Annotated in this window: 8 protein-coding genes; all 8 read right to left on the minus strand. The window is 49.9% G+C overall.

Features of this window, described 5'->3' with window-relative positions; translation table 11 throughout:
* Positions 1–475: 475 nt before the first annotated feature.
* On the minus strand, positions 476–1018 hold the full coding sequence (locus I6E38_RS09705; protein WP_235393798.1) for a 2-oxoacid:acceptor oxidoreductase family protein: 543 nt from the start codon (positions 1016–1018) through the stop codon (positions 476–478).
* Positions 1015–1779, minus strand: a complete 765-nt coding sequence (locus I6E38_RS09710; RefSeq protein WP_235393799.1) for a thiamine pyrophosphate-dependent enzyme — start codon at positions 1777–1779, stop codon at positions 1015–1017. Before I6E38_RS09710 ends, I6E38_RS09705 begins: the two co-directional genes overlap by 4 nt.
* The gene (locus tag I6E38_RS09715) at positions 1776–2858 is read right to left on the minus strand and encodes a 3-methyl-2-oxobutanoate dehydrogenase subunit VorB (protein WP_235393800.1); all 1083 of its coding nucleotides are present in this window, start codon (positions 2856–2858) and stop codon (positions 1776–1778) included. The genes I6E38_RS09710 and I6E38_RS09715 overlap by 4 nt, the downstream gene beginning before the upstream one ends.
* Positions 2859–2863: 5 nt before the next feature.
* The gene (locus I6E38_RS09720; RefSeq protein ID WP_235393801.1) at positions 2864–3097 is read right to left on the minus strand and encodes a 4Fe-4S binding protein; all 234 of its coding nucleotides are present in this window, start codon (positions 3095–3097) and stop codon (positions 2864–2866) included.
* A gap of 38 nt (positions 3098–3135) precedes the next feature.
* On the minus strand, positions 3136–3315 hold the full coding sequence (locus I6E38_RS09725) for a tetratricopeptide repeat protein (protein WP_235393802.1): 180 nt from the start codon (positions 3313–3315) through the stop codon (positions 3136–3138).
* A gap of 56 nt (positions 3316–3371) precedes the next feature.
* Positions 3372–4241, minus strand: coding sequence for a bifunctional methylenetetrahydrofolate dehydrogenase/methenyltetrahydrofolate cyclohydrolase FolD (folD, locus tag I6E38_RS09730; RefSeq protein WP_235393803.1), 870 nt, complete (start codon positions 4239–4241; stop codon positions 3372–3374).
* 11 nt (positions 4242–4252) lie between these two features.
* On the minus strand, positions 4253–5605 hold the full coding sequence (gene ffh / locus I6E38_RS09735) for a signal recognition particle protein (protein WP_235393804.1): 1353 nt from the start codon (positions 5603–5605) through the stop codon (positions 4253–4255).
* 185 nt (positions 5606–5790) lie between these two features.
* Positions 5791–7809, minus strand: coding sequence for a RecQ family ATP-dependent DNA helicase (locus tag I6E38_RS09740; RefSeq protein WP_235393805.1), 2019 nt, complete (start codon positions 7807–7809; stop codon positions 5791–5793).
* Between the last annotated feature and the right edge of the window lie 187 nt (positions 7810–7996).

Consider the following 7996-nt stretch of genomic DNA (forward strand, 5'->3'; position numbering starts at 1 on the left):
GGCAGATTGAGGCGTACCATTAACATTTTGGGCTTGCGCATTTACCCCCCATTTGGAATAAGGAAGCTATGGCACATCCCAAAACAAGATTTCGCATACCTACAGATTCAAGAATCCTACCGCAGGATACGCCCAAAGTGTTTGTCTTCATGCGATCATCCATATTAAGTGATTATGTTTCAAAAATTCAACTTTAAGCTCGTAATACTATCGTTTTAGCAATATTTGTCAAAAAGTTCTTTACAATAGTTACCGGATGCAAAGATACAAAAACATCATAAATAACAAAAGAAATGTAAAAAAAAATCTATAATAATTTACGATTTATCGAAAATTGTGGTATTTTGCGTACCTATATCAACAAAAAGAGGCGGACTGCATCACTGCACCCCGCCCCCACAATAATTAATTAGAGAGTTATAAAAAATTAAGTTCAATAGAAATTCTATTGGATGTGTTGTTGCAGCCTATATGGCTACATCTTTGTCATTATCTTCATGCCTTCCTCTACAGCCTGCATGTTGAGAGGAATGAGGCCATGATGGCGCTCAGGCAGAGTCTTGAACAAAGCCTTGTTCAATCCGTCGGTGCTTACGATGGGGCAAACCTTGAGCAGTCCGCCCAATACAATCATGTTGAACACCTTCGAGTTCTTCAACTCAGCAGCTTTGTCCATGGCGTCAATGCGGTATACGTTGATGTCCTTACGTGTCGGCGGATTGATGATGCCGAAACCATCGTAGATAAGTATACCACCAGGCTTAACCTTAGGCTCGAACTTGTCGAGCGAAGGCTGGTTGAGCACAATAGCCACATCGTAATGGCTGAGAATTGGCGATGAAATACGTTCGTCGCTGACGATGACTGTGACATTAGCCGTTCCGCCTCGCTGTTCGGGGCCGTAAGCTGGCATCCATGTCACTTCCTTATCCTCCATAAGTCCGGAGTAGGCAAGTATCTTGCCCATTGAGAGCACGCCCTGTCCTCCGAAACCTGATATGATTATTTCTGCTTTCATAGGTTTGTCGTGTCTTTTAAGTCGCCCTTGGGATACTGCTTAAACATATTCTCCTCCATCCACTTGTTGGCCTGGACTGGTGTGAGCTTCCATCCGCTGTTGCATGTAGCAACAATCTCGACGAGCGACGATCCGCTGCCCTGCATAGAAGCGGTGAATGCCTTCTTGATGGCTGCCTTGGCCTTGCGTATAGAGGCTACATTCTCAACACTCTGACGCGATACGTAGCATGTACCGGGCAGCTGGGCTGCTATCTCAGAGAGATTGAGCGGCCATCCGTGCAGACGCGGGTCGCGACCGTAAGGACATGTCGATGTCTTCTGACCGATGAGGGTTGTAGGAGCCATCTGACCGCCGGTCATACCATATATGGCATTGTTGATGAATATCATGGCAATGTGCTCGCCACGGTTGAGTGCGTGAATGCTCTCTGCCGTACCTATACAAGCCATGTCACCGTCGCCCTGATAGGTAAACACGAGGCGGTCGGGCCACAAACGCTTGATAGCTGTGGCACAGGCTGGAGCACGTCCGTGTGCAGCTTCCTGCCAGTCGATGTCGATATAATTATATGCAAACACAGCACAACCAACGGGGCTTACGCCAATCGTCTTGTCCTGCATGCCCATTTCCTCAATTACCTCGGCTACGAGTTTGTGTACCATGCCGTGTGAGCAACCGGCGCAATAGTGCATATGGTTTTCGTTGAGAAGATCTGGCTTCTTGTATACCAGGTTCTCGGGTGATACTATATCGTTCATACCAATTTCTCCTTTAATACTTTTACCATTTCCTCTGGCTCGGGCACGATGCCACCGAGTCGTCCGTAATGCTCTACAGGTACTGCGCCATTAACCGCCAGACGTACATCGTCTACCATCTGTCCGGCATTGATTTCGGCTACAAGTATACCCTTGACCTTAGCTGCTGCAGCTGCTATCTCGTTTGTCGGGAACGGCCACAGCGTAATAGGACGGAACAGTCCCACCTTTATGCGTTCGGCACGTGCCATCTCAATGGCCTTCTCGGCAATGCGCGCTGCGCTACCGAATGCCACAATCATATATTCGGCATCGTCCATGAACTTGGTTTCGTAGCGAACCTCATTCTCACGTATCTTGCGATACTTCTCCTGCAGATGCAGGTTGCGCAGCTCCATAACCTCCGACTTCAACTCAAGCGAAGTGATTACGTTGGGCTTGCGACCCTTTGAACGTCCTGTTGTTGCCCAAGGGCACTCGCGCAGAATCTCCTCTTCAGTGCGACGGGGCTTGATAGGCGGCAATACCACCTTCTCCATCATCTGTCCGATTACACCGTCACTAAGAATCATAGCCGGTGTACGATATTTAAAGGCAAGTGTAAAGGCGAGGTCAACAAAGTCTGCCATCTCCTGCACCGAGTTCGGAGCAAGCACAATGACGTAATAGTCGCCATTGCCGCCACCACGTGTGGCCTGGAAATAGTCACTCTGCGATGGCTGGATGGTGCCCAATCCGGGACCTCCGCGCTGTACATTTACTATAAGTCCGGGAACTTCAGCGCCTGCCATGTAGGAAATGCCTTCCTGCATGAGCGACACACCAGGACTTGACGACGAGGTCATTACCTTCTTACCGGCACCACCACCACCATAAACCATATTGATGGATGCCACCTCACTCTCTGCCTGTACCACAACCATACCGGTTGTTTCCCACGGCTTGAGCTCGGCAAGTGTTTCAATGACTTCTGTCTGTGGCGTAATTGGATAGCCGAAATAGCCATCGGCGCCACAACGAATGGCAGCGTGAGCAAGAGCCTCGTTGCCTTTCATAAGTTTTACTTCCTGTTCTGCCATAGCGATTAGTCCTCCATTTTTTTTCTGTAAACTGTTATACATCCGTCAGGACATACAATACCGCACGACGCGCATCCGATACATTCGTCCGGAAGCACTGCCTCAGCATAGCGATAGCCATGTACATTGACGGCTTTCGCTGACAGGGCAATCACATTTTTTGGGCAAGCCACCACGCAAAGGGAGCACCCCTTGCACCGGTCGGTATTGACCACGATGACACCTTTCATTTTTCCCATAGTTTTTCGTTTTGTTTTAGGGTGTGTAGTTTATTTGATTAAGGGTTATACATGTCTTTGCAACGATAAGCAAGTATGTCGTCAAGCATCTGTTTGGCTTCGACGGCTGGCGAATCGGGGTCGAGAGCTATCGCTTCAAGATAGCAATCGAGTGCATGTTTCCAGTCGCCCTTGCGTCTGTGCTCATTACCGAGCTTGTAATAATCCTCTGCTGTCATTGTTGTTATATTAAGGTTGAGATGGTGTGATGTTGAGATGGTGGACAACATCACAACTACTTACCAACTGCCGCCTGAAGCGTGTTCTTCATGAGCGAGCAAATCGTCATCGGACCCACGCCACCAGGTACAGGTGTTATGTATGAACATTTTGGTGCAACCTCATCGAACTTCACGTCACCATTAAGACGGTAGCCGCTCTTGCGTGTAGCATCGGGCACACGTGTTGTGCCTACATCGATGATTACCGCTCCAGGCTTCACCATATCGGCTGTCACAAAGTCGGGGCGACCTATTGCAGCAATGATGATGTCTGCCTCAAGACATTCGTGCTTGATGTCCTTGGTGTGCGAGTGGCACACGGTGACGGTGCAATCGCCATACTGCTTCTGCATCATAAGCTGCGCCATAGGCTTGCCCACGATGTTGCTGCGACCGAGCACTACGCACTTCTTGCCGGCTGTCTCAATGCCGTAACGCTTGAGCAGCGTCACGATGCCAAGCGGTGTGGCAGAGATGAAGCACGGCAGTCCGATGGCCATGCGACCCACGTTGACTGGATGAAATCCGTCAACATCCTTGCGATAGTCGATGGCTTCAATTATCTTCTGCTCGTTGATGTGGCGCGGCAGCGGCAACTGCACGATAAATCCGTCTACGTCGGCATCGCGGTTGAGTTTGTCGACACAAGCCAGCAGCTCTTCCTCGGTGACATCATCCTCATATCGGATGAGTGTCGACTTGAAGCCACACTTCTCACAAGCCAGAACCTTGTTCTTGACGTATGTCTCCGAACCTCCGTCATGGCCTACGAGAACGGCAGCCAGATGCGGCTGCTTGCCTCCTTTAGCCATTATGGCCTTCACTTCTTCTGCTATTTCAGCCTTGATGGCTTCGGCAGTTGCTTTTCCGTCTATCAGTTGCATATTGTTATGTTTTAAAACTTAGGCATTCCGGGCATTCCCTTCAGCTTTCCCATCATTCCAGCCATCTTTGCCATGTTGGTTCCGGTGACGAGTTTCATCATCTTGCGAGTCTGGTCAAACTGCTTGATGAGTCGGTTCACCTCCTGTATGTTGGTACCGCTACCCTTTGCTATACGCATGCGGCGGCTCTGATTGAGAATCTCGGGGTTAGAGCGCTCCTTCGGAGTCATACTCTTGATGATGGCCTCGATGCCCTTGAAAGCATTGTCGTCGATGTCGACATCCTTTATGGCCTTGCCAACGCCAGGTATCATCGAAGCGAGATCCTTGAGGTTACCCATCTTCTTTATCTGCTCAATCTGTCCGAGGAAGTCGTTGAAGTCGAACTTGTTCTTCTGAATTTTCTTCTGAAGGCGGCGTGCCTCCTCCTCGTCAAACTGCTCCTGAGCGCGCTCTACAAGACTAACGATATCGCCCATACCGAGTATACGGTCAGCCATACGAGCTGGGTGGAATACATCGATAGCCTCCATCTTCTCACCTGTTCCGACAAACTTGATTGGCTTTGTCACAACAGTGCGGATTGAAAGGGCTGCACCACCTCGTGTGTCACCGTCGAGCTTGGTGAGCACTACGCCGTCGAAGTCGAGACGGTCGTTGAACTCCTTGGCTGTGTTGACAGCGTCCTGACCGGTCATTGAGTCGACTACGAAGAGTGTTTCGTCGGGATTGATGGCGTTCTTGAGATTTGAGATTTCGTTCATCATCTCCTCGTCAACTGCCAAACGACCCGCAGTATCGACAATCACTACATCATAGCTCTTGGCTTTGGCCTCACGCAGAGCGTTGTTGGCAATAGCGATAACGTCCTTGTTGTCTGGCTCTGAATATACTGGTACACCTACCTGCTCGCCAACCACCTTGAGCTGGTCGATAGCAGCCGGACGATAAACGTCGCAGGCTACGAGCAGCGGTTTCTTGTGCTGCTTGGTCTTGAGCATATTGGCAAGTTTACCCGAGAATGTAGTCTTACCCGAACCCTGCAAACCGCTCATGAGGATAATAGCTGGACGACCGGTCAAGCGCAGTTCGGCAGCTTCGCCACCCATAAGGTCAGCCAATTCGTCGTGAACAATCTTCACCATAAGCTGGCTTGGCTTCACGGCTGTGAGCACGTTCATACCCATGGCCTTCTTCTTGACCGTATCGGTAAATGTCTTTGCTACCTTGTAGTTGACGTCGGCATCAAGCAATGCGCGTCTTACGTCTTTAAGTGTTTCTGCAACGTTTATCTCGGTGATTTTTCCCTCACCTTTGAGTATCTTAAAACTGCGTTCCAGTCTGTCGCTTAAATTTTCGAACATATATGTCTTCTTTTGTATTTCTTAATATTAGCACAAAAGTAAACAAAAAATAACGAGCAATGCAAAGAACAGTATGCGTTTTAATTTATTTTAAAATACTTTTTATCAAATATGCGCACAAATATATGGTTTGTGCACTTAAAGTAGGTATTGCAACAAGCGTGTGTATATATATGTACGCGTACTTATTTCAAGTATATCTCATTTAGCTCGGTAGCCACCAGCTCCTCGCCCACAAGGTTTGCCAGCACCACTGGCAGCACCTCACGCGGACAGTCTATCTGCTGCAGTTCGGTGACATGGTGGTGCTTGCGGTCGGCAAGTAACGCCATTATCTGCTGTCGCGCTTTCTGCTCGGGCGCATCCGTGTTGTTGCTCTTATGGCTTAGGCATACGTCGCATCGCTCACAGTCATGGCTGTCGGTCTCGCCAAAATAGCCAAGCAACTGACGGCTGCGGCACACGCTGTCGTTAGATGCATAATCTATCATGGAACGTATGCGTGCTTCAAACTGCTCACGACGGTCCTCGTACACCTCGCGCGGAATGACTATGTCTTCAGCCAGGACACGGTCTCTGACGTAGGTGACAAGCGGCACCGAACGCTGAGGGATGAAGTGTAGTATATGGCGCTGGCTCAGACTCTTAAGTATTAGATAAACCTGCTGCGGCGTAAGTCCGGTGAGCTGCGCCAGTCGGCTTTCCTCTATATACCTATAGTCGATGAACAAGCCGCTATACTCGCGCAATGCTGCGGTGATGACGGCCTCCTCGTTTGGGCTGGTAGAGTATAGCTGATAGAGCTGGTCGCGCTCGAGGATGAACTTCATACGTGTACGCGAGTCGGGATCTGTCTCATATTCGATATATCCGGCACGTGCCAGTATGCGAAGAGCCGAATTGGCTATGGTCGGGAAATGCTTGAACGTGCGGCAGAAGCGGTCGAGGTCGAGCGCAAAGGTATGTCCTGCCCCATCGTCGGCTGCCACTTGCAGGAAATAGGCAAGATGGTCGTAGACATTGCAGATAGTTTGACGGTCGGGAAATTCTTCAAGCACTCGCCTATCAAGACGCAAACGGTCGCTGTCGTTATATAGCAACACGGCGTAGGCACGTTCTCCATCACGTCCGGCACGGCCTGCCTCCTGAAAATACGCCTCAATGGAATTTGGACAGTCTATGTGCACTACAAGTCGCACGTCTGGTTTGTCAATGCCCATTCCGAAGGCGTTGGTAGCCACCATCACACGCTTCTCGTCGTCGTGCCACTGCTGTTGTCGTAGATCCTTTATTGCATGTTCGAGTCCGGCATGATAGAAGGTAGCGCTGATATCGTTCTGCTCTATCAGTTCGCTTATCTCCTTGGTGCGTCGGCGACTGCGCACATATACTATGGCGCTGCCATGTGTCGACTTGAGTATGTGTATCAGTTCCTCTTCCTTATTGCCTGTGTTGCGCACTACATAGGTGAGGTTCTTGCGCTCGAAACTCATGCGGAAGACATTCTTCTCGCGAAATCCGAGCCTGTCCTGTATGTCGTCTATCACCTGCGGTGTTGCTGTGGCGGTGAGTGCCAGTACGGGTACATTGGGTTTCAGCGCACGTATGTCAGCGATGTGCAGATAGGAAGGGCGGAAGTCGTAGCCCCATTGCGATATACAGTGAGCCTCATCGACAGTGATGAAGCTGACTTTCATGTGCTCAAGCTTTGCCTTGAACAGTTCGGTACCAATACGTTCGGGCGACACATACAGCAGTTTGGTGTCGCCGAGTATGCAGTTGTCAAGTGCGCCCAATATCTCACGGCGACTCATTCCTGAATATATGGCTGCGGCAATGATGCCACGACGGCGCAGATTCTGCACCTGGTCTTTCATCAATGCGATGAGCGGTGTCACGACAATGCACGTTCCTTCCATGGCAAGTGCCGGGACCTGAAACGTGAGTGACTTGCCTCCACCGGTAGGCATGAGTCCGAGGGTATCCTTATGCTGTGATATGCTGCTAATTATGTCGCCCTGAATACCACGAAACGCAGGATATCCCCAGTATTTGTGGAGGATGGAGGAAAGCCCACAAAGCCCTACCCCCGGCCCCTCCCCCGTATGGAGGGGAGTGATATGTTCGGTTACGCTCACATCGGAAGCGTCGGATTCACACATCGACTTCTCGTGTTCATCTGACGAATTGTCTGATGTTGGCATTATAGGGTCTTTTATATCTGTTTCCATCAATCAACAAAAAAACACTGTATAATCGTTATAGCAATCAAACCACAGCAATCAAACCACAGCAATCAAAGCACATCACTCTCCTCCCTACGGGGGAGGGGCAAGGGGGTGGGGCTTTTGCAGCAATCAAAGCATACCACTCCCCTCCCTGCGGGGGAGG

Origin of the sequence: Leyella stercorea, from assembly GCF_021531355.1 — a bacterium.
In the GTDB taxonomy this organism is placed as follows: domain Bacteria; phylum Bacteroidota; class Bacteroidia; order Bacteroidales; family Bacteroidaceae; genus Prevotella.